This window comes from Deltaproteobacteria bacterium, from assembly GCA_029210625.1.
In the GTDB taxonomy this organism is placed as follows: Bacteria; Myxococcota; Myxococcia; order SLRQ01; family SLRQ01; genus JARGFU01.
This window is the reverse complement of sequence record JARGFU010000002.1, coordinates 54544-78937: the sequence shown is the minus strand read 5'-3', so window position 1 is coordinate 78937 and position 24394 is coordinate 54544. Positions and strand designations below refer to the sequence as shown.

19 protein-coding genes are annotated in these 24394 nt (G+C 73.3%); 9 read left to right on the top strand and 10 right to left on the bottom strand.

What is annotated here, in order from left to right; all coding sequences use genetic code 11:
- The gene (locus P1V51_02490; protein ID MDF1561882.1) at nt 1-3366 is read right to left on the bottom strand and encodes an FAD-dependent oxidoreductase; all 3366 of its coding nucleotides are present in this window, start codon (nt 3364-3366) and stop codon (nt 1-3) included.
- Here P1V51_02490 and P1V51_02485 point away from each other — a divergent pair.
- Nucleotides 3365-4465 carry a sulfotransferase gene (locus P1V51_02485; protein MDF1561881.1) on the top strand — a complete coding sequence of 367 codons (1101 nt, stop codon included), beginning with the start codon at nt 3365-3367 and terminating at the stop codon, nt 4463-4465. The two genes, P1V51_02490 and P1V51_02485, sit on opposite strands and share 2 nt — an antisense overlap.
- The gene (locus tag P1V51_02480) at nt 4462-5205 is read left to right on the top strand and encodes a hypothetical protein (GenBank protein ID MDF1561880.1); all 744 of its coding nucleotides are present in this window, start codon (nt 4462-4464) and stop codon (nt 5203-5205) included. The genes P1V51_02485 and P1V51_02480 overlap by 4 nt, the downstream gene beginning before the upstream one ends.
- Here P1V51_02480 and P1V51_02475 read toward each other — a convergent pair whose 3' ends face one another.
- Entirely contained in the window at nt 5206-6033 is an 828-nt protein-coding gene (locus tag P1V51_02475; GenBank protein ID MDF1561879.1) for a hypothetical protein, read from the bottom strand.
- Between the two features lie 142 nt (nt 6034-6175).
- Between P1V51_02475 and P1V51_02470 the strand changes: the two genes are divergently transcribed.
- Both P1V51_02470 and P1V51_02465 read left to right on the top strand, forming a co-directional pair.
- Nucleotides 6176-6574 (top strand): cytochrome c, encoded by a 399-nt coding sequence (locus P1V51_02470; protein MDF1561878.1) that lies wholly within the window; start codon nt 6176-6178, stop codon nt 6572-6574.
- 35 nt (nt 6575-6609) lie between these two features.
- Nucleotides 6610-7629 (top strand): PA0069 family radical SAM protein, encoded by a 1020-nt coding sequence (locus P1V51_02465; GenBank protein ID MDF1561877.1) that lies wholly within the window; start codon nt 6610-6612, stop codon nt 7627-7629.
- Nucleotides 7630-7631: 2 nt separating this feature from the next.
- Here the strand turns inward: P1V51_02465 and P1V51_02460 are convergent, their stop codons facing one another.
- The 4 genes from P1V51_02460 to P1V51_02445 form a co-directional block, all read right to left on the bottom strand.
- Complete coding sequence (locus P1V51_02460) at nt 7632-8141, bottom strand: CBS domain-containing protein (protein ID MDF1561876.1); 510 nt, start codon at nt 8139-8141, stop codon at nt 7632-7634.
- A 41-nt stretch (nt 8142-8182) separates the two neighbouring features.
- Nucleotides 8183-8404, bottom strand: a complete 222-nt coding sequence (locus P1V51_02455) for a hypothetical protein (GenBank protein MDF1561875.1) — start codon at nt 8402-8404, stop codon at nt 8183-8185.
- A gap of 559 nt (nt 8405-8963) precedes the next feature.
- Complete coding sequence (locus P1V51_02450; GenBank protein ID MDF1561874.1) at nt 8964-9560, bottom strand: hypothetical protein; 597 nt, start codon at nt 9558-9560, stop codon at nt 8964-8966.
- The gene (locus P1V51_02445; GenBank protein MDF1561873.1) at nt 9561-10760 is read right to left on the bottom strand and encodes a hypothetical protein; all 1200 of its coding nucleotides are present in this window, start codon (nt 10758-10760) and stop codon (nt 9561-9563) included. It lies immediately after the preceding gene.
- A gap of 215 nt (nt 10761-10975) precedes the next feature.
- On the opposite strand from P1V51_02445, the gene P1V51_02440 reads away from it, so the two are divergent.
- Both P1V51_02440 and P1V51_02435 read left to right on the top strand, forming a co-directional pair.
- Entirely contained in the window at nt 10976-13501 is a 2526-nt protein-coding gene (locus P1V51_02440) for a M1 family metallopeptidase (GenBank protein ID MDF1561872.1), read from the top strand.
- Entirely contained in the window at nt 13498-16218 is a 2721-nt protein-coding gene (locus P1V51_02435; GenBank protein ID MDF1561871.1) for a M1 family metallopeptidase, read from the top strand. The genes P1V51_02440 and P1V51_02435 overlap by 4 nt, the downstream gene beginning before the upstream one ends.
- Here the strand turns inward: P1V51_02435 and P1V51_02430 are convergent.
- Nucleotides 16190-17377 carry a metallophosphoesterase gene (locus P1V51_02430; GenBank protein ID MDF1561870.1) on the bottom strand — a complete coding sequence of 396 codons (1188 nt, stop codon included), beginning with the start codon at nt 17375-17377 and terminating at the stop codon, nt 16190-16192. The two genes, P1V51_02435 and P1V51_02430, sit on opposite strands and share 29 nt — an antisense overlap.
- Nucleotides 17378-17464: 87 nt before the next feature.
- Between P1V51_02430 and P1V51_02425 the strand changes: the two genes are divergently transcribed.
- On the top strand, nt 17465-18721 hold the full coding sequence (locus P1V51_02425; protein ID MDF1561869.1) for an HD domain-containing protein: 1257 nt from the start codon (nt 17465-17467) through the stop codon (nt 18719-18721).
- Here P1V51_02425 and P1V51_02420 read toward each other — a convergent pair.
- The 3 genes from P1V51_02420 to P1V51_02410 are packed head-to-tail and all read right to left on the bottom strand — an operon-like array spanning nt 18699 to nt 20090.
- Entirely contained in the window at nt 18699-19082 is a 384-nt protein-coding gene (locus P1V51_02420) for an FHA domain-containing protein (protein MDF1561868.1), read from the bottom strand. The genes P1V51_02425 and P1V51_02420 overlap by 23 nt on opposite strands.
- Nucleotides 19083-19098: 16 nt before the next feature.
- Complete coding sequence (locus P1V51_02415) at nt 19099-19827, bottom strand: RsmE family RNA methyltransferase (GenBank protein ID MDF1561867.1); 729 nt, start codon at nt 19825-19827, stop codon at nt 19099-19101.
- A gap of 26 nt (nt 19828-19853) precedes the next feature.
- Nucleotides 19854-20090, bottom strand: coding sequence for a hypothetical protein (locus P1V51_02410; GenBank protein ID MDF1561866.1), 237 nt, complete (start codon nt 20088-20090; stop codon nt 19854-19856).
- 109 nt (nt 20091-20199) lie between these two features.
- Between P1V51_02410 and hrpB the strand changes: the two genes are divergently transcribed.
- Together hrpB and P1V51_02400 are read left to right on the top strand one after the other, a co-directional pair.
- Nucleotides 20200-22731 (top strand): ATP-dependent helicase HrpB, encoded by a 2532-nt coding sequence (gene hrpB, locus P1V51_02405; GenBank protein MDF1561865.1) that lies wholly within the window; start codon nt 20200-20202, stop codon nt 22729-22731.
- Between the two features lie 47 nt (nt 22732-22778).
- Nucleotides 22779-24380 carry an OmpA family protein gene (locus tag P1V51_02400; GenBank protein MDF1561864.1) on the top strand — a complete coding sequence of 534 codons (1602 nt, stop codon included), beginning with the start codon at nt 22779-22781 and terminating at the stop codon, nt 24378-24380.
- Nucleotides 24381-24394 lie beyond the last annotated feature (14 nt).

Here is a 24394-nt window from a genome sequence, read left to right as displayed (position 1 = left end):
TCAGACCTTGCGGGGCAGGTAGCGCGCGGAGGACCCCAGGGCGTCGCCCAGGGCGAAGAGCACCGCCGCCGGCCACAGGGAGAGGCGCTCGCCGGGAGCGGCGCCCTCCCCCACCTCCACCTGCAGCACCGAGAGGTCGCGATCGAGCTTCACCTCCAGCCCGGGGGCCCGGTAGCCGAGCACCGGCCCGAGGACGAGGCGGTGCTCCTCCCCGCCGAAGCGGCCGAGGATCATCGGCGCGCCCTTCGGATCACGGCCCAGCATGAAGGCGTTGTCCGCCTGGGCGGCGAAGTCCACGGCGTCGAGGTAGAGGCGCGGCTTCACCCGATAGGGCGCCCCCGAGGTGGGGCAGAAGGTCTCGCAGTTGCCGCACTCGTTGCAGAAGTCGGTGAGCACCGCGACCTGCGGTCCCTGCGCCAGGGCGAAGGCCTCCCGGCCCACCTCCTCGGCGGCGGCCCCCGCGGCCCGGTAGACGGGCAGCTCGACCGAGAGGGGCGCGGCCTCGTAGGTGAGGAACGCCAGGTTCGGGCAGACGCTCACGCAGAGGCTGCAGAAGGTGTCGCAGTCCAGGCAGCGCACGGCCTCGGCGCGGGCGGCGGCCTCGTCGTAGCCTCTCACGACCTCGGCGAAGCCCTTGCGCTGCTCGGGGTGGAGGTGGGGCACCTTCACCCTCGGCTCGCGCCGGGCTCGCCGGCCGATCAGGGCGGCGCGCTCCCGCTCCGGGGAGGCGTAGGCGGGCGGCGGCACGAAGCCGGGCTCCTCCCGGCGGCGGATGTCCCAGGCGGCGCGGCGGCCGTCCTCGAGGGCAGCCACGATCGACTCGGGCCCGTCGTTGACGACGTCGCCGCCGGCGTAGACCCGCTCGAGGTTGGTGCGGCAGGTGTCGGGCTCGACCACGAGGTAGCCCGAGCGGGTCCGCTGGATCACGGCGTCGCCGAAGAAGGAGAGGTCGGGCTCCTGGCCGATGGCGAGGATCAGCGAGTCGGCCATCAGGCGCACGGTCTCTCCCGTGCCCACCGGCCGGCGGCGGCCGTCGGCGCCGCGCTCGCCGAGCACCATCTTCTCGGCCTTCAGGGCGATCATCCGCCCCTTCTCGAGCTCGATCTCGATGGGCGAGAGGAGCTCGTCGAGGAAGCCGCCCTCGTCCAGGAAGTCGTCGACCTCCTCCTTCTGGCCCGGCATCTGATCCCGGGTGCGGCGGTAGACGACGTGCACCTCGCCGCTGGCGAGGCGCAGGGCGGTGCGGGCGCAGTCCATGGCGACGTCGCCGCCGCCGATGACGATCACCTGCTCGCCGAGCTGCGCGGGCGTGCCGTGGCGGGTGTCGCGCAGGAAGGCCAGGCCCTCGATCACGCCCTCGGCCTCCTCGCCGGGGATGCCCAGGCGCGCGCCCTGCTGCGCGCCGGCGCCGTAGATCACGTAGTCGAAGTTCACCCCCAGCAGCTGATCGAGGACGAAGTCCCGGCCGGCCACCTGCCCGTAGCGGATCTCGACCCCCAGGGCGGCCACCCGCTCGAGGTCGGCGCGGATGGCGTCGTCGGGCGTGCGGTAGGTGGGGATGGTGCCGCTGACCATGCCGCCGGCGTAGTCGTGGGCCTCGAAGAGGGTCACCCGGTAGCCGGCCTGCCCGAGGAAGGTCGCCGCCGAGAGCCCGCAGGGGCCGGCGCCGATGATGGCGACGCGCACGTCGCGGCTGGGCAGCGCGCGGGCGGGCGCGCCCTCGTGCTCCATGATGAAGCGCTTGATCTGGCGGATGGCCACCGGCTCGTCGAGGTGAGTGCGGATGCAGGTGAGCTCGCACTTGTGATCGCAGGCCCGGCCCAGCGAGGTGGCCATGGCGTTGTCGGCCAGGGTGATCTCCACCGCGTCGGCGTCGCGCCCCTCGGCGACCGCCCGCAGGTAGGCGGGGACCTGCTGATCGATGGCGCAGCTGTCCATGCAGGGCGCCTCGATGCAGTCGAAGAGCTCGAGCTTCCGGGCGCTCTTGCTGCGGGAGCGCAGGTGACCGCCGGCCCGGGCGGCGGGATCGGTCAGGGCCGCGAGGGCGTGGCGGCCGAGGTTCTTCAGCTGCAGCGCCTCGAGCTCACCCGCGGCCGGCGCGGTCGGCCCGGCCTCGGACCAGCGCTCGGCGGCGGCCGAGCGGCGCACGAGGTCGTCGAGGCTCGTCGCCCCGATGGCCTCCATCGCCGCGCGGGTCTCCTCGATGTACTGGAGCAGGCGCAGGTAGCCCCCGGACTTCAGGAGATCCGAGCAGCTGGTGACGGTCTGCATCCCGCAGCGCAGGAGATCCGCCACGTTGAAGGCGTCGGCGCCGCCGGCGTAGGAGGCGTAGAGGCCGCCGTCGAAGGCCTCCTGGAGGCGGCAGGCCAGGGCGACCGTGATCACCTGCAGCGGCCGCCCGGAGAGGTACATCATCTTCTCCCGGGCATCGAAGACCGTGCGGTGGTTCTCGACCTCCAGGGTGTTCGAGAGCTTCACCCCGAAGCGCAGGCCCTTCTCGTCGGCCACCTCGTGTAGACCCCGCAGGAGCGGCAGGGCGTCCTCCCGCTTCAGGTCGTGGCCGAAGGCCTCGTCGGGGATGTGCACGTCCCGGAAGCCCAGCTGCTCGTTCAGCAGCCCCCGCAGCCGCTCGGGCCCGAGGAGGGTCGGGTTGAGCTTCACGCTGGTGTGGTACTCCCACTCCCGCATCAGGTAGGCGCTGATCTTCCCGATCTCGTCCGGCGGGCAGCCGTGCATGGTCGAGAGGGTGATGGAGTCGGAGAGGGCCGCGGGGATGGCGAGGCCGTCGACCTCGGGGAAGCGGCGGCGCACCTCGGCGCGCACGCGCTCGAGATCCTCGCCGGCGTCGCGCACCTTGCGCAGGTACCACTGCATGTTCTCGTTCTGCAGGCCCGCGTAGTCGTAGCCGACGCTGACGTTGAAGACCAGGCCCGGCGCCTCACCCGGGAAGCCCAGGCGGCGGTGGAGGGCGTGGATGAGCACCCAGGCGCGCAGGTACTCCTCGTAGCTCTCGTGGACCTTCAGCTCCTGGGACCACTCGACGTTGTAGCCCTCGTCCTCCATGTCGATGCAGGGCTTGACGATCTCGAGCTCGTCGAGGGTCTGCACGGTCTTCAGCTCGATGAAGCGCGCGCCGCAGAGCCAGGCCACGACGATGTTCTGCGCCATCTGCGAGTGGGGACCGGCCGCCACCCCGAAGGGGGTGTCGAGGGTCACGCCGTAGGCCTCGCGGCGGAAGGGGTCGGCAGGGTCGGGCCGGAAGAAGAGCGAGCGGGGGATGCCGAAGATGGCGTCCTTCTGCTCGAGCTCGTCGAAGATCCAGTCCACGAGCTGTGCGGTCGAGAGGGGGTGGAATCGATCCGACATGCGCGACAGTATCCCCACAATGGCGGTGGGAGGCGAGCGGGCGGACGCGCCCATCTTCGTGGTCGGCACCGGCCGCTCGGGGACGACCCTCCTGCGGCGGATGCTCTCCGCACACCCGCGGATCCACCTCACCCACGAGCTCTCCTTCTACGTCTGGGACCAGCTCTTCGACCGGGGCGCGAGCGCCGCCGAGCTCCTCGACTACTTCCTGCGCTCCTTCTCCTTCCGCTGGCTCGAGCTGCCCGCCGCCCCCCTGCGCGAGCGCCTCGGCGCCCTCGCGGGGCGAGAGGAGGGCCACCGCATCTTCCGGGAGGCGATGCAGCTCGCGGCCGAGCGAGAGGGGAAGGCGCGCTTCGGCGACAAGACCCCGAGCCACGCGGCCCACCTCGGGCGGCTGCTGGCGGACTTCCCCGGCGCGCGGGTGATCCACATCGTGCGGGATCCGCGGGGCACCCTCCTCTCCCTCTCGCGGATGCCCTGGGCCAGCGCCTCCGACGTGGCGAACGCCCTCCTCTACGAGAACGACTGGCGGGCCACCGAGCCCTTCCTCGAGAAGATCCTGCGCCTCCGCCTCGAGGATCTCCTCGCCGACCCCGAGGCCAGGATGCGCGAGGTCCTCGCCTTCGTCGGCGAGGACTTCGACCCGGCGGTGCTGGCCCACGCCGAGCACCCCTCCCGCTTCCCCTCGACCCCTCCCCTCCCCTGGCTCTCCTCCTCCGGGCGGCCGCGGGGGGCGCCCACGGCACAGTGGGAGGGGCTCACGCCCCTGCGGATCCGGCGGATCGAGGGGCTCTGCCAGAAGAGCATGCGCGCCTACGGCTACGAGGCCGCGAGCCTCCCCGGGGGCACCCGCGAGCCCGGCGGGCTGCGGGTGCTGCTCTCGATCCTGGGGCAGATCCCCGAGGCGCTGCGCTTCGCCTTTCACTTCGCCCGGCTGGGGATGATGCACCGGAGGGCCGAGGCCTTCGACGATCCGCGCCGCGACCGGATCTTCGCCCGCCTCAACCCCCGGGCCTGGTCCCACTACCCCGGCTTCGTGATGCCCCCGCCGCCACCCCTGCTCGGGGAGAGGGATGGTAGCGTCGGGAGCGGGTCATGAGATTCCTCGTCACCTACAGCGATCCGGACGAACTGCTGGCGGACCACGAGGCCCAGCTCTCGAAGGGGGGCTTCCTGGTGCGGGTGGACCCTCCCCCCGGCGCGGAGCTCTACGCCGACGCCCGCCTCACCTTCCGCCTCGGCCCGGACGAGGCCGTCCTCGAGGGGACGGTGATGCAGGTGCTGCCGGGGGCCGGGGTGGCGGTGGGCTTCGAGGCCAGCGAGGAGCTCGCGGCGCTGCTGGAGGCGGCCCGGGCGCGCACCGGCGCGGGGGGCAGCCCGGCGGTGCACGCGCTGCAGGAGGAGGGTGACGCGGAAGAGGAGGCGCTCGAGGCGGAGGACGAGGGGGCGGAAAGCGGACGGGCGAGGGGCCCCACCCGGGCCGAGCAGATCCGCAAGGCCCGCGCCGGCGACCGGGGCGAGCGGGAGGCGGCCATCCGGGAGGGCGACGGCGCCCTGCAGCGCTTCGTCCTGATGAACCCGGGCATCACCCTCGCGGAGGTGAAGTTCATCGCCTCGATGTCGAGGGCCACGGCGCCCAGCCTGAAGACCATCAGCGAGCGCCGGGAGTGGATCAGCCGCCCGGAGATAGCCATGGCGCTCCTGCGCAACCCCAAGACGCCCGTGCCGGTGGCCATCAAGATGATCCCCCTGGTGAACTTCGGGGAGCTGCGCGTCCTGGTGCGCGGCGGCCACCTGCGCACCCCGATCCTGAACGCCGCCCGCAAGCGGAAGAGCTGATCAGCGCACCTCGGTCCCCGCCTCGAAGACGACGGTCTGGGTGGGCAAACTAGCGCCCGGCAGGACGCAGCCCTCGGGGGGGTGGTCCTGGTCGAAGCAGGCGACCGAGGCGAAGCCCGCCGCCCGCAGGGCCGCCTCGATCGCCTCCCGATCGGGGTGGCCGGGCACGAAGTCGCGGCCGCGGGTGAAGCGGCGCATCAGGAAGCCCAGGAGCCGCCCGAGCAGACCGGGCCGGGGCTGCTCCCCGGCCGGGGTGAGGTCGAAGATCAGACGACCGCCCCGCGCCGCGAGCGCCCGGGCGAGGCCCCGCCAGATCGCCTCGCGCTCCTGCGTGTCGAAGTAGGGGAAGACGCCCTCGACCACCACCGTCGCCGGCTCGGTGAGCAGCGCCCCGATCGCGGCCTCGTCGCGCAGGTCACCCCCCACCGCCCGGGGGAGCGGGCCGCCCTCGCCGAGAGCGAGGCGCTCCTGCCGCAGGCGCATAACCTCGGGCAGGTCCACCTCGACGCAGCGCCTCCCCTCCGCCGCCGCCGCCAGGGTTCGCGGCGAGAGCCCCACCCCGATCTCCAGGAGGAGGGTGCCGGGCTCCCGGGCGGCGAGGTGATCGATGATCGCGTGGCGCCGGGCCAGGGAGTGGCGCAGGGAGGGCAGCCCCGGCCGGAAGAGGCGGGAGAGGGCGAGGAAGCGGTTCACCCAGCGGAAGACCGCCCGGGTGTCCTCCCCGGCCAGGCGCCCGGCGCCGGGGAAGCCGGCCCACTCCCAGACCCCGGCCGTGTAGAGGGCCGTCACCCCCAGCTCCCCGCCCTGCCCTGGCCCCTTCTCGCTCAAGGCGAGGAGCATAGCCGAAGCGCCGGGTGGGCGCGGCCCTGCCGCTTCCGGGTCGAGTGCCTAGGGTACCGGCGTCGAGCACGCGGTGGGGGCCAGCCGGCACAGCACGGATCTACGAGATCGACTCGGAGGCATAGCGACCATGAGGACCCTCCTCTTCGGCATCGCGCTCCTCTTCACCACCAGCTGCGCGGCGACCAGCACCCCCACGGGGAAGGCGGATCCCAACGCCGAGGTGGAGGTCCGCCAGGCCCAGGCCGTCGCGATGGGCAAGGAGCTCTGGGGGCGCTGCAAGTTCTGCCACGGTGAGGACGGCAAGGCGCAGACCACCTACGGGGCGGAGCACGCGGTGCCCGACTTCACCACCCAGTCCTGGCAGCGCTCGCGGCCCTACGACGAGCTGGTCGAGTCCATCACCCACGGCTGCGGTCCGAGGACCGCCGACGGCTCCACCACCATGCCCCCCCAGGAGAAGCTGACCGACGAGGAGGTGCAGGCCCTCGCGGTCTTCATCCTCACCCTCGGTCAGAGCGGCACTTGACACCCGTTCAGTAGTGCCGCACCGTGGGGGACGCCATGCCGCGTCCCCTCTCCAACCCGCCGAACCCCTGGCGGAGCACGGTCGTCGAGTACCTCGGTGAGCCGCCCCCGGCGCCGCTGCGGGTCCACGAGGAGCGGGCGCGCAGCATCCTCTCGCAGAACGAGAGCGAGGACGTCCCCTTCCGGTTCAGCCTCAACCCCTACCGGGGCTGCACCCACGCCTGCGCCTATTGCTACGCCCGCCCGACCCACGGCTACCTCGACCTCGGCGCGGGGACCGACTTCGACAGCCAGATCGTGGTGAAGGTGAACGCCCCGGAGCTGCTGCGCCGCCGCTTCGAGCGGCGCAGCTGGCAGGGCGAGCGGGTGGCCTTCTCGGGCAACACCGATCCCTACCAGCCCCTCGAGGCCAGCTACGAGCTGACCCGCCGCTGCCTCGAGGTCTGCCTCGAGTATCGGAACCCGGTGGGCATCATCACCAAGGGCGCCCTCGTCGAGCGCGACCTCGATCTGCTCACCGCCCTCGCCCGGGAGAGCCACCTCTGGATCGCCCTGAGCATCCCCTTCCACGACCCGCACCTGGCGCGGGCCCTCGAGCCGGGGGCGGCCAGCATCCCCCGCCGCTTCGAGACGATCCGCCGCCTGAGCGAGGCCGGCCTGGAGGTCGGCGTGGCCGTCGCGCCGATCATCCCCGGGCTCTCCGAGCCGGAGGTGCCGAGGGTGCTCGAGGCGGCGCGCGCCGCGGGCGCCTCCCACGCCTTCCGCATCCCCCTGCGCCTGCCCCGGGAGGTCGCGCCGGTCTTCCTGGAGCGGATCGCGGTCCTCGGTCCCTCCCGCGCTCGCAAGATCGAGGGCGCCGTCCGCGAGCTGCGCGGCGGGCGCCTCAACGATCCGGACCTCGCGACCAGGATGCAGGGCCAGGGTCCCCGCTGGAGAGCCGTCGAGCAGCTCTTCTCGAGGACCTGCGCTCGCCTCGGCCTCGAGACCCACCCCCATAGCCCGGAGACCACCGCCTTCCGGCGGCCCCCCGGACCCCAGGGCGAGCTCTTTTTCTAGCCTCAGAGGGTCGCGCGCTGGCGGGAGGTGCGGGCGCGCGGCGTCGTCACCGGGCGCACCTCGTCCTCCGCGGGCGGCCGGCAGATCCGGGCCAGGGTCTGGGAGATCTCCCGGTCGAGGCCGTTCTTCTTGCGGGCGGCCAGGGCGAAGCGGGCGAGGTCCGCCAGGGAGATCATCCCGATCGGATGGTCCTCGTCGTCGACGACCGGCAGCCGGCGGATCTGGTGGGTCCCCATCCGCTCCTCGATGACCTCCAGCTCCTCGTCCGCCCGGCAGGTGACCACGTCCCGGGACATGGCACGGGCGAGCGGGATGGAGCTCAGGTCCCGGCCCGCGAAGTAGGCCGACATGCAGACGTCGCGGTCCGTGACCATCCCGACCAGCCGGCCCTCGCCGTCGAGGACCGGGACCACCCCGAGATCCGAGCTCCACATCCGGTGCGCGGCATCGTTCAAGGTCTGGTCCTCCCGGCAGCTGACCACCGGTGCATTCATGATCTTCTCGACCTTCATCGGGTCTTCTCCTTCGGTTCAGTGGGGTCCGGACAGGACCTCTAGTTCGGTCTCCGCTCCATTACCCGGCTGCAGGCGCAGGGCTGGATCGCGATCTGGTAGAGGACCAGGACACAGCAGGGGGCCCGGCCCTCCTCGAGGTGCCAGCGCAAGTCGAGGATGGCCCCCTCGCGTTCGCGGAGCGCCTGCCGGAAGACGACGATCCGACAGAGCAGCTCGTGCTCGTCTTCCCCCAGGAGCACCAGGTGCTTGCGTACCTTCAACCGATCCACGGTCACGGGCGCCTCTCTCTCTTTTCGTTCCCATCGCCGAGAGAGGGACGCACCGCTCCCGCGTCACGCGTCGAGTCGACCCGAGACCGCCACGCTGGAGCGCACCACGCTACCCCCAGCGGCGCGGGCCACCTCCTCGAGAGAAGACGCCCCGGCCAGCTGGTATGTCCCCCGGACTCTTCCCCAGGGAGCTACTCCCCAGGTATGCCGGCGCCGGCCCATCCGGCGTCGCACATGGGTCGGCGAGAGTGCACGCGCCATGCCCGTGGGCGATCGCCCCGCAGATGGGCAGGGGACCCTGACGATGGGGTACCTCGGAGGATCACCCGTCGCACAATCTGCGGTCGTGCAGCGTCTGCAGCCCACGGCGACCTGCGCAGGATTCGACTCCGACGCCCTGTACACCTCCCCTGGCTGGTTGCAGGCGGCGCACGTAATCGTTGCATCCAGACGCCAGCTTTGCATCGACCCCGGTAACCGATCCGTGACAGTCGTGGCCTTGACCCGGTCTGCGACGCCGGTAGCTGCCGCGGCGACGACGAGTGTGCCCTCAGCGACCGGCCGCCGCCTCGACCGGCGCGAGGGTGCGCTCGATCAGGTCGTAGCCCGGCCCGTTGTTGGCCTCGTCCTCGTCGTAGCGCATCTCCATGATGGCCAGGCCCCGGGGCTCACCCAGGGTGCCGAACATCCGCACCCGCCCCTCGGCCACCAGCAGGCGGCCGTCCAGCTCGACCCCCGTCCCCTCGAAGCGGCCCCAGGTGGTGAAGGTCCGCCGCTCGTGATCGCTGACGATGTTCGTGGTGAGGTTCTGCTCCCACTCGGCGAGGATGCCCTCCACCGGCGACTCCGGCGGGACGATGTAGATCATCACCTTCCCTTGCCCCGGGGCGTTGAGATCGAAGTAGCCGTCCGGATCGTAGTCGGCGTCATCGGTGTCGACCCGCCAGTTGCCTGGATAGTCGAGCGTGAAGTAGCGACCGCGCAGGGTCTGGGGGCTCGAGACCTCCGCCGGCTCGCTCGACTCCAGCGCGCCGGTGAGGATGTTCATCCCGGCCTCCGTGGAGAAGATCCCCACCATCACCCCGCAGCCGCCCCCGACGAGGAGGCCGGCGCCCATGCCCAGCAGAAAGACGGCGGTCTTGTTCATCTAGAATCTCCCCCCGAGCACGATTGCCGCTCCGTCGCGAAGCGGAAGGAGGGCCACCTCGGGCTTCACCCCGCGGTAGTCCCAGGTATCGGTGAGCAGGTAGCCGGTGAGCAGCCCGGCCACCGTTCCCCCGGCTGCCATGGCGGAGAAGACCGGAAGCTCCAGCCGATCTCCAAAGATGATCGCCGCCCCCCCCATGCCCAGCAACATCCCCAGCAGGCCACCCGCGTCGATCAGGAGCGCGCGGGTCCTGCTGATCGGAAAGACCGTACCGAGGACCGCACCCGCCACGAGCCCGAGGTCGGAGGCGGCCAGCAAGGTCCACCAGATCAGCGCCGGATCCGCCTCCCACCAGGTCACACCATGGAGCAGAAGGACGAGGACCCCGCTCCAGATCCCAGCACTGTTCGCCAGGGAGATCTGGCCGGCGTGGACGGGCACGTGACGAGTGACGATCGCACCGACCGCCAGCCACCCGAGCTGCAGCACGACTGGGATGCCCAGATTCTCTGGCCCAGCCGGCCAACCGAGCAGCCCGGCCCCCCCGAGAATGGCCAGACCGTTCCAGAAACCCCAGGCGGCGCCGGAGTTGGATGCAGAGGCCTGCGCGGCCGTGACACCCCCGGAGGTCAGGGTGAGGGAGAGGACCAATCCGAGAGATCCACCGAGGGTGAGCGCACCCGCCACCGCCCGCGTATTCCAGCATTGGGCGATGAAACAGAGCTCGATGCCGATCCCGATTCCGTGGAGGGTCTGCACGACCGCCAGCTCGGCCCGGGCGCGCCCGTCGGGCTGCTCGCGCTCCAGCAGCCGGCTCCGCAGCTCGGTCCGCGTGGTGACCGGGAGCGCCCCATTCCGCGGGTCGGCGGGATCGACCACATAGACCGCGAGCAGATCGCCGGCCAGGAGAGCAGCCGGGTGGTCGGGGTGCCGGTCCCGGATACGGGCCAAGAGCCGCAACGCCTCCTGCTTCTCCCCTCCCATCAGGGTGGCGAAGGCTTGATCGTAGAGGTGCCAGACCGGGTCCACCTCTCGGGGGGGAGGCGCCGCCACCTCCCTGCCATCGACCGTTTCGGACCGCTCGACGGCCTCGACCGGACGCGTGTCGAAAGGGTCGGGCTCCGCGGGGGGCAGGATCGGCTCGGTACCGGCCGCTGGCAGGGGCAAAGCCGAGGCCAGCAGGAGCCACCCCCCGATCACCCACCTGACGCATCTCACCCCCATGCAAGCACCATAGACCGCGGAGGGTTTCCCGTACCAACGGAGGCCGACCCCGATGCACGGCAGAAACCGTGCACGTGCACGTGCACGTGCACGCGCACGGCTTTTCCCGCGGGCCTCGAGCTGACCCGGCTCGGCCGGGGGGCTCGATGCCCTGGCTTGAAGAGTCCGCCCCGGGATGAGATTTTCCCCGCATGAGCACCACACCCGAGCCCGGACGCCTCCCCGCCGACCCCCGCCCCACGCGCTACGCCCTCTCGCTCGAGACCGATCCCGCCCGGGACGGCTTCGAGGGGCGGGTCGAGATCCAGCTCGCCGTCGAGCAGGCCGCCGGGGGCGTGCACCTCCACGCCCTCGATCTCACCCTCGACCGGATCGAGCTGCAGGTCGGCGAGTCTCGGCGCGCCCTCACCGCCCGCCCCGCCGAGGGCCCGGGCCGCGAGCCCGAGCACGGGGAGCTCGTCCTCTCGGACGGCGAGCCGATCCCCGCCGGTGAGGCGTTCCTCCGGATCGACTTCCACGGCCCCTTCAACGGCAGCATGTGCGGCCTCTACAAGGTCGTGGACGGCGGCAAGCCCTACCTGGCCACCCAGTTCGAGGCCGCCGACGCCCGGCGCTGCTTCCCCTGCTTCGACGAGCCGGCCTTCAAGGTTCCCTTCGAGCTGACCCTCCGGGTCCCGTCCGGCACCCCCTGCTTCGCCAACGGCCCGGAGGTCGAGCGCCGGGAGGAGGGAGAGCGCACGGTCGTCCGCTTCGAGGAGACGCCGCCGATCCCCACCTACCTCCTGGCCCTCTGCGTGGGCCCCTTCGAGATCGTCGAGGCCGAGCCCGCGGGCGCGACGCCGGTGCGGGTGATCGTCCCCGAGGGCAAGGCGCACCTGGCGGAGGTCGCCCGGCGCTTCACGCCCGAGCTGCTGATGGCCCTCGAGGACCTCTTCGGCCTGCCCTACCCCTATTCGAAGCTGGACGTGGTCGCGGTGCCCGAGTTCGCCGCCGGCGCGATGGAGAACGCCGGCCTGGTCACCTTCCGCGAGATCTACCTGCTGGCCGACGAGGCGAACCTCACCCGCTCCCGGGCCCGGGAGATCGCCGAGGTGGTCGCGCACGAGCTGGCCCACCACTGGTTCGGCAACCTGGTGACGATGGAGTGGTGGGACGACCTCTGGCTGAACGAGGCCTTCGCCACCTGGGTCGCCGCCCGGGTCGTGGACCAGTGGCGGCCCGAGTACGAGCAGGTCCTCGCCCTGCTGGAGGTGCGCGGCCGGGTCATGGCCCAGGACGCCCTGCCGGCGGCTCGCCAGATCCGGCAGCCGGTGCACAGCGTGGGCGACGCCGAGCAGGCCTTCGACGCCATCACCTACCTGAAGGGCGCCGCGGTCCTCGAGACCATCGAGCGCTGGATCGGCGAGGACGCCTTCCGCAGCGGCGTGCGCGCCTACCTGGAGGCGCACCGCTGGGGCAACGCCAGGGGGGAGGACCTCTTCTCCCGCCTCGACGCCGCGAGCGGCAAGGACGTCACCGGCGTGATCCGCAGCTTCATCGAGCAGCCGGGCGTGCCCCTGCTGGTGGTCGAGGAGGCCGGCGACGCGCCGAGGGTGAGGCAGGCGCCCTACGCCCTGGTGGGCCTCGAGCCCGCCGACCCCCAGGCGCGCTGGCAGATCCCCCTCCACCTCGCGGGGGGCGCCGACCTCGTCTTCGGGGAGGAGCGCGCCACCCTCCCCACGCCCCTGCGGGCCGGCCACCCGAACCCCGCCGAGGCGACCTATCTGCGCTGGGCCCTCCCCGAGGAGGCGATGAGCGCGCTCCTCGATCGGGCGGCCGAGCTCGACACCCGGGAGCAGCTGGGCGTGGTGGGCGCGACCTGGGCGGCGGTCACCGGAGGCGCGGCGCCCCTCTCGAGCTACCTGCGCACCGTGGAGGCCCTCGAGGACGTCACGGCCCGCCCGATCGTCGAGCAGGTCGCCGGCAGCCCCGCCCGCCTGCACAGCTTCTTCCCGGGCATCGACGAGCATCCCGGCTTCCGCTCCTTCGCGGCCTCCCTCACCGGGAGCGCCCTCGAGCGGCTGGGCCTCGCGCCCCGTGAGGGCGAGCCCGACGGGGACACCATCGCCCGCCCCGCGGTCCTCGCCGCGGCGGGCCACCACGCCCGCTCGCAGGAGGTGCTGGATCACGTCCTCACCCTCGGGCCGGCGCTGGTCTCGGGCGCCGAGGCCAGCCCGGAGATCGCCCGGGTCGCCCTGGCCCTCGCGGCCCGGGAGGGCGCCCTCGGCTCCGAAGCCCTGGCCGAGGCCCTCTTCGCGGCCACCGATCCCGAGCGGCGGACCGCCCTCCTCGGCGGCCTGGCCAGCCTGCCCGCCGCTACCGCGGGAGAGGCCCTGGCCCTCCTCCTCGATGAGCGCTTCCGGGCCCAGGACTTCGGCAGCGTCTTCTACGGGATGATGCGCCGCCACGAGACCCGCGACGCGGCCTTCGACTGGCTGATGGCGAACTTCGAGGCCGTCCGCAAGCGGCAGCCGGAGTTCACCTTCATCCACATCGGCCAGATCCTCGGCGAGTACCGCAGCGCCGGGGCGCTCGACGAGGCGGTGCGCCGCCTGCGGGAGAAGGCCGTCCGGGGTGGCGAGCGCCCGATCGAGCAGGGCCTGCAGGCGGCCACCCACGCCATCGCCCTGGGCCAGCGCTACCGCGAGGAGCTCGTCGCCTTCCTGGACGCCCGATGAGGATCCCCCGCTCCCTCACCGCCCTCCTCCTCACGACGCTGGCGAGCACGGGCTGCGCCACCCTCGGCCTGCCCGAGGCCGAGCTGGCGGCGCTGCCCCACCGCCTGCCCGCGACGGCGGCGCCGACCCGCTACACCATCGAGTGGCGGATCGACCCGGCGAAGACCGAGTTCTCGGGCCGGGTGGAGATCGACCTGGAGCTGACCGGCGCCACCGAGCACCTGCGCTTCCACGCCGAGGGGATGAAGCTGCGCGCGCCGCACTTCCTGGTCGACGCCTCGGTCGAGCCCTCGGGCCGGATCGAGGCCCGCCTGCAGGCCGTCCCGGCGGCCGAGGGGCGCCCGGTCGATCAGTGGCTCGCCCTGCCCGCGCGCCCGCTGCCGGCCGGCGCGGCGACCCTGGTGCTGGACTTCGAGGCCCCCTTCGACACCCGCCTCACCGGCCTCTACCGGGTCGAGCGGGAGGGGCAGGCCCACGTCTACACCCAGCTCGAGCCCGCCTACGCCCGCAAGGCCTTCCCCTGCCTGGACGAGCCCGGCTTCAAGACGCCCTTCGCCATCACCGTGATCAGCCCCGCCGGGCTGGAGATCCACTCGAACGCCCCCGTCGAGCGGGTCGAGGCGCAGGGCGAGGTGCAGCGGGTGGTCTTCCGCGAGACGCCGCCCCTGCCCACCTACCTGGTCGCACTGGTCGTGGGTGAGCTCGAGACCGTGCGCACCTCGGTGGGCGAGCTGCCCCTCACCGGGCTGGCCGCGAAGGGCAAGGGCGCGCGCCTGAAGGAGGCCCTCGCCACCCACGCCGAGCTGTTGCCGCGCCTCGAGGCCTACTTCGGCATCGCCTACCCCTACGCCAAGCTCGACCTGGCGGCGCTCCTCGAGTTCGCCGCCGGCGCGATGGAGAACGCGGGGCTGATCGTCTACCGGGAGGAGCTCCTCCTCTCGGATCCCGAGAGCCGCTCCCTCGGCGCCGAGGAGCGCATCGGCTCGGTGGCCGCGCACGAGCTGGCCCACCAGTGGTTCGGCAACCTGGTGACGATGGCGTGGTGGGACGATCTCTGGCTGAACGAGGCCTTCGCCACCTGGATGGCCGCCAAGATCGTCGACGGCTGGCGCCCGGAGTACGAGCAGGGCCTCGACCTCCTGGCCGGCCGCAACCAGGTCTTCCACTCCGACAGCCTCGCGGCCGCCCGGGCGGTGCGCCAGCCGGTGCAGTCGGTGGCCGAGGCCGAGGCCGCCTTCGACGGCCTGACCTACGTGAAGGGTGGCAGCATCCTCTCGATGCTCGAGGCGTGGCTGGGCCCGGAGCTCTTCCAGGCGGGCATCCAGCGCTACCTGCAGGAGCACGCCTGGCGGACCGCCACCGCCGACGACCTCTTCGCCGCCCTCGAGGCGGTCTCGGAGGAGCCGGTCGAGCGGGTCGCCCGCTCCTTCCTCGACCGGCCGGGGGTGCCGCTCCTCGAGACCGAGCTGCGCTGCGGGGAGGACGCCGGCGTCCGCCTGCGCCTGGTCCAGCGTCCCTACCAGGCCCTCGGCGGAGCGAAGATCGACGGCGGAGGAGAGCCCTGGGTCCTCCCCCTCTGCGTGGCCTGGCCCGAGCGCGAGAGCCTCACCCGCCAGTGCCTCCTCCTCGAGGAGGCCGAGCAGGAGGTCGTCCTCGCCACCGAGCAGTGCCCGCGCTGGGTGCACCCCAACGCCGGGGAGCACGGCTACTTCCGCTGGCAGGCCCCGGCCGGCCAGCTCTCCGAGATGGCCCGCTGGCTCGAGGGGAAGGACGCGCCCGAGCTTCGCCGGATGCGGGTGAGCCTCCTCGATCAGGCCTGGGGCGCGGTGGCGGCCGGCGCCCTCGATCCCGCCGAGGGCCTGGCGCTGATCGAGCTGGCCGGCGCCAGCGAGGATCCGCGCCTCCAGCGGATGGCCGCGGGCAAGGTCGCCGGCGTCGCCGACCTCTGGCCGGACCTCGCCGAGACCCCGGCCTACCGGGCCTTCGCCGACCGGGTGCTCGGCGCGCGCGCCCGGGCGCTGGGCTGGCGGCCCGCCGAGGGCGAGCGGCGCGCGCACACCCTCATGCGGGGGAGCCTCCTGTGGACCCTGGGCCGCCACGGCAGCGACGCGGGAGTGAAGGAGGGCGCCGCCGCGCAGGCCCGCCTCTACCTCGAGGATCCGACGAAGGTCTCGGCGGACGTCGCGGGCACGGCCCTCCGGCTGGCGCGCCGCGAGGGCGCCGTCACCCAGGACGAGCTGCTCTCGGCCCTCGAGAAGGCCAGCGGCAGCCAGGAGCGCCTCACCCTGCTCTCGGGCCTCGGCGCGGCGCCGGCGGGCGAGGAGCTCGACGCGGCGCTGGCCCTCGCCTTCGATCCCCGGGTTCGCGCCCAGGACGTCTGGTACCTCTTCGGCGGCGGCTTCGACGGAAAGGAGCGCACGGCCCGCACCTTCGCCTTCCTGAAGGAGAACTACGACGAGCTCCAGGCCCGCCTGCCCTCCTTCGCCGGCCGCTCGGCCGCCCGCCTCGCCCGCCTGGTGGGGGCCTTCTGCGACGAGGAGGGCCGCGACGCGGCCATCGCCTTCTTCCAGGAGAAGGACGCCCCCGGCCACGAGCGCTACCTCGCGCTGGGCAAGGAGAGCGCCGACCGCTGCATCGCCCAGCAGGCGAAGGGCCGGGCCTCGGCGGAGGCCTACCTGAAGCGGACCCTCAGCTCGGGGTCAACACCAGCCGGGTGATCTCGGCCGGGGCTCCGACCCGCATCGGCGGCCCCCAGAAGCCGGTGCCGCGGCTGACGTAGACCTGGGTGTCCTCGCGGCGGTGGAGGCCGGCGACGTAGGGCTGGTTGAGGGCCACCAGGAGGCCGAAGGGCCAGATCTGCCCGCCGTGGGTGTGGCCCGAGAGCAGGAGCCCCGCCCCCTGGGTCACCGCGTCGTCGATGGCGCGGGGCTGGTGGGCCAGCACCAGCAGCTCTCGCTCGGGATCGCGGCCGGCGACGGCGGCCGCCAGGTCGGGGGCGCCGTTGCCCATCCGGGCCACGGTGGGGTCGGGGATCCCGGCCAGGTCGATCGAGGGGCCGCCGGCCTCGCCGATGGTCACCCGGCGGTTCTCCAGCACCTCGATGCCCAGGGAGGCGAGGAAGGCCCGCCAGGGCTCGAAGCCCGAGAAGTACTCGTGGTTGCCGGTGACGAAGTGCGTTCCCCAGCGGCTCTCCAGCTTGCCGAGCGGCGCCACGGCGGCGCCGAGGCGCTCCGCCGGCCCGTCCACCAGATCGCCGGTGATCACGACCAGGTCGGGCTTCAACGCATTGACCCGCTCGACCAGCCCCTCGACGAAGGGCTGGCCGATCATCGAGCCGACGTGGACGTCGGTGAGCTGCACCACCGTCAGCCCCGAGATCTCCCGGGGCAGCCGGTCCAGCTGCACCTCCACGTCCTTCACCTGCACCGCGCCCAGCGCGCCGCGCACGCCGTAGATCGTGGTGCTCGCCGCGGCGAGGGTGGTGCCCGCGGCCAGGGTGCGGGCGAGGAGCAGGCGCCGGGAGGGGCTCTCGGGCTCGGCGTCGGGCATCGACGCCCCGAGGTCGGTGAAGCGAGAGAGCACCTGGGTGAAGAGGTCCCCCACCGCCACCGCGCAGAGCAGGAGGAAGCCGCCGCCCATCCAGACGAAGGCGAACCAGCCGAAGGCCTTCCCGAAGGCCGGGGGCAGGAGCCGCGCCGTGATCATCCCGAGGGGGAGGGAGAGCCCCAGGAGCACGAGGACGCCGGTCAGGATCCGCGTCACCTGCGGCGTCCAGCCCGGGTCCCGCACCAGCCGCAGCCAGAGGTAGTAGTGCCAGCCGGCGACGATCCCGAGGGCGATGACGAGGAAGATCGCGAAGTAGGTCCAGCGCGGCATCGCCCTGAAAGATGCATCCCCCGGACGGGAACGCAAGCGGCCCTTTCCTAAGCCGGTGGCGATCCCTGCAGTAGAATCCGCCCCACGATGCACATCCGGGACCCCATCCACGGCGCCATCGGCATCAGCCCGGCCGAGCGGAGGCTCCTCGACACCCGGGCCTTCCAGCGCCTGCGCCACATCAAGCAGCTCGGCTTCTCGGACGTCGCCTTCCCCGGCGCGACCCACACCCGCTTCGTCCACGTCGTCGGCGCGATGCACGTCAGCGGGCTGCTCTTCGATCAGGTCTTCGGCCGGGAGACCGGGCTGCCCTCCGAGGTCCAGCAGCGCTTCCGTCAGGCCCTGCGCCTGGCGGTGCTCTCCCACGACCTGGGGCACCCTCCCCTCTCCCACACCTCCGAGTTCGCCCTGCCGATGCTCTCCACCCTCGGCCTGCCCTCCTGGGCGGTGGACGACCCCGGCCGCCGGGCCACCCACGAGGACTACACCCGCCTCCTCTTCCTCGACGGCGCCTTCGCCGAGCGGCTCGAGGCGCTCTTCCCGGAGGGCCCGGGGGCGGCCGAGGTCCTCACCCTCCTCGGCGGCGATCCGCCGGAGGCCATCGGAGCCTTCGTCCACGGCGGCATCGACTACAAGCCGCTGCTGCGGCAGATGGTCGCCTCCGAGCTCGACGCCGACCGGATGGACTACCTGCGGAGGGACTCCCTCTACGCCGGGGTGACCTACGGCCAGTTCGACCTGACCTGGCTGCTCTCGAACCTCGGCCTGACGGTGCAGGGCGACGCCGCGTACCTCGCCCTCGACCGGCGCGCCATCTTCGCCTTCGAGGACTTCCTCCTCTCGCGCTACCACATGTTCCTCGCCGTCTACTTCCACCGCGCCTCGGTGGCCTACGACGAGATGCTCCGCCGCTACTTCCTCACCGCCGAGGGGGCCTACCAGGTGCCGCAGACGGCCGCGGCCTTCCTCGAGACCGACGACATCGACCTCTACGGGGTGCTGCGCGCCTCGCCGGACGAGTGGGCCCGGCGGATCGTGAAGCGGCAGGGCTACCGCACCGTCTACGAGGAGCAGTCGGGGGACGACCCTCGCTTCGAGGAGGTCGCCGCCGTCCTCACCGCGGCCGGGATCTCGACCCTCGAGAGCGAGTCGAGCTCGACGGTCTCCCGCTACCTGCCCGGCTCCCGGGGCCTCTTCGTGCGGACCCCCGGAGGCGAGGTGCCGGTGGACACCTACACCCCCCTCTTCGACCGCTACGCCGAGGCGGCGACCATCCGCCGGATCTACGTCCCGCCGGAGGACGAGGCCCGGGCGCGGGAGCTCAGCCGCCCTCGAGGTACATGAAGACCGCGGGGCCGACCCGGATGAGGTCGCCGTCCCGCAGCACCGCCGAGGAGACGCGCATGCCGTTGAGCAGCACGCCGTTGCGGCTGCCGAGATCGCGCACCGCGAAGTCGAAGCCGTAGCGGAAGACCTTGGCGTGCATCCGGGAGACGTCCGGGGCGTCGACGTGGAGGTCGACCCCCACCGCCCGGCCGATGAGGAGCTCGGGGCCATCCAGCCTCAGCTCGCGCGGCGCCCCCGGTCCTTCCGTCTGGCGCAGCAGGTGCGGTCGCGGCGCGGGGCGATGCCGGGCGGGAGCCTTCTCGCTGCCTCCGTGGGAGGTGGACTCGGGATCGGTCCAGGCTTCGAACTTGCTGCTCATGGTGCCGGGCGTCGTTCTACAGAATAGCCCTGCTTCCGGGCTCGGGGACAGAACCCGGCCCCCGCAGGAGCGCGACCTGACCCAGGGCGACCGCCACCGCCACCGGCACGGCCAGGACGGGCGTGCCCAGGGCGAAGCCCCGGAAGCCCGCCTCGTGCAGGCTCTCCTCCTCGCTGGCGAGGAGGCCACCCTCGGGTCCCACCAGGAGGGAGACGGCCCCGGCCGCGGGCAAGACCGCTCCCAGGCTCCGCGCCGAGCCGATCTGGGCGAAGACCCGCGCCTCGCCGCCGGGCGGGGGCAGCCCCTCGAGGTAGCCGAGGAAGCGGCGGTGCACGGCGAGCTCGGGCAGCCAGGTGTGCGCGCCCTGCTCGCAGCCGGCGATCAGATCCTCGCGCAGCCGCGCGGGGGCCAGGCGGGGGGAGTCGAAGTAGCTCTTCTCGACCTTCCAGGCGTTGACCAGATCGATCCGCCGCAGGCCGAAGCTCGCCGCCGCCTGCAACACCCGCGAGAGGACCTTCGGCCGGGGGAGCGCCAGGACCAGGGAGAGCTCGGGCGGCGCGGGCGCCTCACCCTCGGCCTCGAAGCGAAGGCGCACGCCCTCTCCCTCCAGGGCGACGATCCACCCGGCGCCCAGGGGACCGCCCAGCAACCCGGCCCGCACGCGCTGACCGGCCTCGACCTTCAGCACCTTGCGCAGGTGGAGGGCGCGGCGCCCCCGGAGGAGGACCTCCCCGGACTCGTCCAGCTCCCCGGCCTCCAGCAGGAGCCGGTTCAGTCGTGCTTCTCCGCGCTGAGCAGGCCGCGGGCGTGACAGCGCGTGCAGGAGACGGCGTGCCAGCCCGCCGCGTCGTCGCTCGCACCGGCGACGCTCTTGATGGGCTGGAACTCGGAGACCTCCCGCTTGAGGCCGCAGTGCGGGCACCAGGCCCAGCCCTCGACGATGGAGAAGACCGAGCGGTAGCCCTCGGCCTTGAGGGCGTCGACGGGAGCGGTGGCGGCAGCGTTCATCGTTGGAGGTCTCCGTGTTGGGTTCCGGTAGCAGTTAATGCACGCCTCGCCCCAGCGTCAACGCGCGCTGGCCTTCCCGGCGCCCTTGGTGCGAGGCTGCCCCTCGACCGTGAGCGCCTTCGGTTTCCAGCGGGGAGAGAGCCTGCCCATCGACGCCCACCTCGAGGCCATCGTCGAGGTGGCCCGCCGATCGGGGCAGCTGGTCCTCGACGCCCCCACCGGCTCGGGCAAGACCACCCGCCTGCCCTGGGCCCTGGCCACGGCGCTGCAGGGTGAGGTCTGGGTCCTGGAGCCGCGCCGCCTCGCCGCCCGCCTCTCGGCCCGGCGGGTCGCCAGCCTCCTGGGTGAGCCGGTGGGCGAGCGCATCGGCTACGAGATCCGCTTCGAGCGGAAGGTGAGCAAGCGCACCCGGGTCCGCTACCTGACCGAGGCGCTCTTGACCCGCCACCTCCTGGAGGATCCGCACCTCGAGGGCGTGGCCGCGGTCCTCCTCGACGAGTTCCACGAGCGCAACCTCCACGCCGATCTCGGCCTGGCCCTCCTCACCCGGCTGCAGGCCACCGAGCGCCCGGAGCTGATCCTGGGCGTGCTCTCGGCCACCCTCGAGGGCCTCGATCTCTCGCCCCTCTGGCCCCGGGTCGAGGTCTTCCGGACCACCGGCCGGGCCCACCCGGTCGAGGTGGAGCACCTCGAGCGCGAGGAGGAGCGGCGCCTGCCCGAGCTGGTGGTGCGCGCCGCCCGCCGCCTCCTGCGAGAGGGCCTCGGCGAGGCGGGGGGCCAGATCCTCTGCTTCCTCCCGGGGGCCGGCGCCATCGCCGCCTGCGCCCGGGACCTCGAGCCCCTGACGAGGGAGGGCAGGCTGGAGGTCGCCCGCCTCCACGGCGAGCTCTCGGCGAGGGAGCAGGACGCGGCGCTGGAGCCCACCGGGCGGCCCCGGATCATCCTCTCCACGAACGTGGCCGAGAGCAGCATCACCGTGCCGGGGGTGGTGGCGGTCATCGACTCGGGCCTGGCCCGGATGCCGGGCTTCGATCCCTGGAGCGGGCTGCCCCGCCTGGAGGAGCGGAAGGTCTCCCGCGCGTCCCTCACCCAGCGCGCCGGGCGCGCGGGCCGGCTGGGGCCCGGCCGCTGCCTGCGCCTCTTCACCGAGCACGACGCCCGCGCCCGCCTGGCGCAGGACCCCCCGGAGATCGCCCGGCAGGATCTGACCGAGCTGCGCCTGACCCTCGGCGGCTTCGACCTCGGCCTCGAGGAGCTCCCCTTCCTCACCCCGCCCCCCGCCGAGACCTGGGAGCACGCCGGCGCGCTCCTGCGCCACCTGGGCCTCCTCGAGGGGGAGCACGCGCTCACGCCCGCCGGCCGCCAGGCCGTGGGCTGGCCCCTGCCCCCGCGCCTCTCCGCGGTCCTCCACCACTGCCGGGAGGTGGGCGAGGCCCACCGGGGCTGCGCCCTCGTGGCGCTCCTCTCCGAGCGGGACCTGCTCGCCCGCGCCCCCTGGGGCGACTCCGGCGCCCTCCCCACCGGCAGCTCCGATCCCCTGGACCGCCTCGAGCGGCTGGAGGCCGCGGCCGGATCCGGCTTCGCGGGCCACCGGCTGCGCGCCCTCGGGCTGGACGGCGGGCGCAGCCGCTCGGTCTGGCGCGTGGCCGGCAACCTGCGCCGTCGCCTGGGCGTCGAGCGAGAGGAGCGCGGCGCGAGCCCGGAGAGCTCCGCGCGGCTGCAGCGCGCCCTCCTCGCCGGCTGGCCCGATCGGGTCGCCGGAAGGCGCGCCCCCCGCTCGGAGCGCTTCGTCCTCGCCGACGGGGGGGAGGTGGTCGCCGGCCCCACCACCATCGTGCGGGAGGCCCCGCTGATCGTGGCCCTCGAGGCCCGGCGGGAGGGCGGCCAGGGGCGCTCGCCCCGCCTGCACCTCGCCAGCGCCATCGAGCCGGACTGGCTGATCGAGGTCGATCCCGAGGGCCTGGTCGAGTCGATCGAGGTGAGCTGGAACGAGGGCGGGGATCGGGTCGAGGCCTTCTCCCGCCTGCGCTACGGGCTGATCGTGCTGACCGAGAGCCGGGTGCCGGCCGAGGAGCAACCCGAGACCGCCCACCTCCTCGCCGCCGCCCTGCGTGAGCGTGGCCTCGCCGCCCTCGGCGATCCCGAGGGCCTCGAGTCCCTCCTCGGCCGCCTGGAGCTGCTCCACGAGCTGGACCCGGCGCTGGAGCTCCCCGAGCTCTCCGAGGAGGGCCTCTGGCGCTTCGTCGAGGCCGCCTGCGTCGGTGCCCGTAGCTTCTCCGAGCTGCAGCGCCGCGACTGGGTGCGCACCCTCGAGGCGCGGATCCCCGGGCCGGCGCGGGCGAAGCTGGCGAGGTGGCTGCCCGAGTCCATGGCGCTGCCCCGCCGCCAGAAGGTGCGCATCCGCTACGCCCGGGGGCAGCGGCCCTACCTCGCCTCGCGGCTGCAGGACTTCTTCGGCCTGAAGGAGACCCCCACCCTGGCCGAGGGGCGCCTGCCCCTCCAGCTCCACCTCCTCGCCCCCAACGGGCGGCCGGTGCAGATCACCCAGGACCTGCCGGGCTTCTGGAGCCGCCACTATCCGCAGGTGCGCCGGGAGCTGCGGGGACGCTATCCCCGCCACGACTGGCCGGAGACCCCCTGAAGATCTCGCCCCGGACCCGCAGGGGGGCTAGTCTGGACCTGTTCACGATGCGGAGGGGCTACCAGCTCATCGGGGGGCTTCGTGCCCCGGGTGCTCGCGCGCTGGCGCTCGGCGCCGCCCTGCTCGCGCTCTGCTGGGCGCCGGGCCGGGCCGCGGCCCAGGCCGCCGGCCTCGGACCCGAGCGCGGCCTCGACGCCCAGAGCTTCAAGCCCGGCCTGGGCGGCGACGCCTTCCTCACCCTCTCCGGCCTCGCCCCGCCCCTCGCCGGCCGCTACCACCTCTCGGTCGGGCTCGACCTCGCCGAGGGGCTGATGGCCATCAAGATCGGCGAGGAGAAGATCGGCAACCTCGTCCGGCGGCAGTACCAGCTCCGGCTGGCGGCCGCCTACGCCCCCAGCCCCCGGGTGGAGCTGGCGGCGGAGCTCCCCCTGGTCCTCTACCAGGCCCACGGCTTCGACGATCTGCGGGACCGGGTGAGCTTCACCGACGTCGAGCCCGACACCATGGGCATCGGTGACCTGCGCCTCCTGGGGCGCGTCCACCTCATGGCCCGGGAGGGGCGCCGCTGGGGCCTCGCCGCCACCCTCGAGCTCCGGGGCCTGACCGGCGAGACCGAGAGCTTCTTCGGCGAGCGGGGCTACGCGATCAGCCCGACGATCGAGGCCGAGCTCGACCCGACCGAGGCCCTGCGGCTGGTGGTCAGCGCGGGCTACCGCTTCCGCACCGAGCCGGGCCGCTACCTCAACCTCTATCAGGGGGACGAGCTGCTGGCGGCCGCCGGGGTCGCCTGGTCGCTGCCCCTGCTGCGCTCCCTGGCCCCCGAGCTCCTCGGCGAGGTGCTCCTCGCCACCCCGGCGCGGGCGCCCTTCACCTTCGCCGACGCGGACGCCCTCAAGTCCCCCCTCGAGCTCTTCGTGGGCCTGCGCGCCCGGCCGGCCGGGGCCTGGGAGCTGCGCGTGGGGCTCGGCCGCGGGCTGACCCTCGAGTCGGGCTTCGGCCGGGAGGCGCTGCGGGTGATGGCCCTCTTCTCCTACCGGGCCGACGTCTCACCCGCGCCGATGCAGGCCGAGTGCGACGTGGACCGGGACGGGGTCCCCGACCGGGTCGACGCCTGTCCCCGGGTGCCCGGCCTCGTGCAGTTCGAGGGCTGCCCCGACACCGACGAGGACGCGATCCCCGACTTCGAGGACGAGTGCCCCCGCACCTTCGGGACCGCCAGCCACAAGGGCTGCGTCCCGGAGGGCGCGCTCGCCATCTACCAGGCCGGCCGCATCGTCCTGCTGGGCGCCATCCGCTTCGACTCGGGCCGGGCCACGCTGCGGGCCGACTCCAACCCCGTGCTGAACGCCGTGGCCCGGATCCTCCACGATCACCCCGAGCTGAAGCACGTCCAGGTCGACGGCCACACCGACAGCCAGGGCAACGACGCCTTCAACCTCGACCTCTCGCGCCGCCGGGCGCAGACGATCGTGCGCTACCTCGTCGAGCAGAAGGTCTCGGCGGACCGGCTGAGCTCCCGGGGCTTCGGCGAGGAGCGCCCCATCGCCGACAACACCACGGCCATCGGCCGGGCCAAGAACCGGCGGGGCGTCTTCAACGTCCTCGAGATGGACGAGCCCGAGGCGACCCCCGACCCCGACGACGACTGAGCCCGAGCTGGGGG